General features: G+C 74.9%; 3 protein-coding genes. 2 read left to right on the top strand and 1 reads right to left on the bottom strand.

Annotated elements, in window-relative coordinates; genetic code table 11:
* Positions 1-414, top strand: a 414-nt coding sequence (locus KBX53_RS31505; RefSeq protein WP_210863404.1) for a tyrosine-type recombinase/integrase, incomplete at its 5' end; no start/stop codon positions are given.
* 43 nt (positions 415-457) lie between these two features.
* Positions 458-1,639 (top strand): aminotransferase class V-fold PLP-dependent enzyme, encoded by a 1,182-nt coding sequence (locus tag KBX53_RS31500; RefSeq protein ID WP_030335208.1) that lies wholly within the window; start codon positions 458-460, stop codon positions 1,637-1,639.
* Here KBX53_RS31500 and KBX53_RS31495 read toward each other — a convergent pair.
* The coding region (locus tag KBX53_RS31495; protein ID WP_210863402.1) for a M23 family metallopeptidase at positions 1,560-1,935 on the bottom strand (376 nt) is incomplete at its 5' end. The genes KBX53_RS31500 and KBX53_RS31495 overlap by 80 nt on opposite strands.

The raw sequence follows: 1,935 nt of genomic DNA, 5'->3' as shown, positions 1-1,935 counted from the left end.
GTCGACCACGGCCGGCGGGTGCTCCGGGTGTTCGGCAAGGGCGGAAAGGAACGCGCGGTGCCGTACGGGGTACCCGCCCAGCGGGCGTTGGACGACTGGCTGCGCCGGGGCCGCCCGGCGATGGTGGCCGCCCACTCCGGCGACGCGCTGCTGTTGGGTGCCCGGGGCGGTCGGCTCAACCCGACGACCGCGCGTCAGATCGTCGGTGCGTACGCCGAGACCGCCGGGCTGCCCCGGACCAGCCCGCACGGCCTCCGCCACTCCGCCGCCACCCACCTCCTGGAGGGCGGCGCCGACCTGCGCGCCGTGCAGGAGCTGCTCGGTCACTCGTCGCTGGCGAGCACCCAGATCTACACCCATGTCTCGGTCGAGCGGCTGCGTGCCGCGTACCGGCAGGCGCACCCGCGGGCCTGAGCAAGCGCCGGAGGGCGCCGAGCCCCGCGGTTACGATCATCGAGTGAGCGTCCCGCAGCCCCCTGAGCCGATCCCGGGCGCCCGCCTGCTCTTCTCCCTGGACCCGGCGGTCAGCCACCTCAACCACGGTTCGTTCGGCGCGGTGCCGATCGGCGTGCAGCGCGCCCAGCAGCGGCTGCGTGACGAGATGGAGGCGAACCCGCTGCGCTTCTTCACCCAGGGGCTGGTCGACCGGATCGCGCACACCCGTCGGCACCTCGCCAGCTTCCTGGGCGCCGACCCGGACGGCAGCGCCCTGGTCGGCAACACCACCACCGGCGTCGCCGTGGTGCTCCAGTCGGTGGGCCTGCAACCCGGCGACGAGGTGCTGAGCACCGACCACGGGTACGGGGCGGTGAGCCTGGCCATCCAGCGCGAGTGCCGGCGCACCGGCGCGGTCAGCCGGGTCCTGCCGATCCCGCTGTCGGCCACCGACGAGCAGATCGTGCAGACCATCCGGGCCGGCCTGCGCCCCGGGCGGACCCGGCTGCTCGTCGTCGACCAGCTCACCTCGGCCACCGCCAAACTCTTCCCGGTCACCGCCATCGCCCGGGTGGCCCGGGAACACGGCGTGCCAGTCCTGGTGGACGCCGCGCACGCCCCGGGCATGCTGTCCACCCCGGTGGCGAGCATCGGCGCGGACTTCTGGGTGGGCAACCTGCACAAGTGGGCGTACGCCCCGCGCGGGACCGCCCTGCTGACGGTGGCACCGCAGTGGCGGGACCGGATCGAGCCGCTGGTGGTGTCCTGGGAGCAGGAGTCGGACTTCCCGGCCCCGCTCGAGTGGCAGGCGACTCTCGACTACACGTCCTGGTTGGCCGCCCCGGCGGGCCTGTTCACGATGCGCAGTCTGGGTGTCGACCTGGTGCGCGCGCACAACGCCGCGCTCGCCGGGTACGGCCAGCGGGTGGTGGGAGACGCCCTGGGGGTGGCTCCGGCCGATCTGCCCAGCCCTGGCGGGCCGGAGGTGGCTCTGCGTCTCATCCCGCTGCCGCCCGGCACGGGCACCACGATCGACGCCGCGCGGGCGTTGCAGACCCGGATCGGTGAGCGGCTCGCCGCCGAGGTGGCGGTGATGAGCTGGAACGGCCGGGGGTGGCTGCGGCTCACCGGGCAGGTCTACAACGCCGCCGACGAATACGACCGGCTGGCCGCACGGCTGCCGGCACTGCTCGCCCAGCGCTGACCGGACCGACCGGGAGCAGCCGCACCGGTCCGAGGCCGAGCAGGGCCAGCGGGTCGAGATAGTCATCGCCCCGGCGCAGACCCCAGTGCAGGCACGCCTCGACCGGGCAACCCGGATGCCCGGGCAGCAGCTCGCCGAGCGGCGCGCCGGCACCAACCGGCTGGCCGGGGCGTACGGCGGGTTGGACCGGCTCGTAGGTGGTCCGCAGCCCGTCCGGGTGGCCCACGGTGACCACCGGTCGGCCCGCCACCGGGCCCGCGAAGTGCACCGTGCCCGCCCCCGCGCTGCGGATCACC

This window comes from Micromonospora sp. M51 (genome assembly GCF_018070305.1).
Classification (GTDB): Bacteria; Actinomycetota; Actinomycetes; order Mycobacteriales; family Micromonosporaceae; genus Micromonospora; species Micromonospora parva.
The sequence above is the reverse complement of the archived record's forward strand: the minus strand, read 5'-3'. Positions and strand labels throughout refer to the sequence as shown.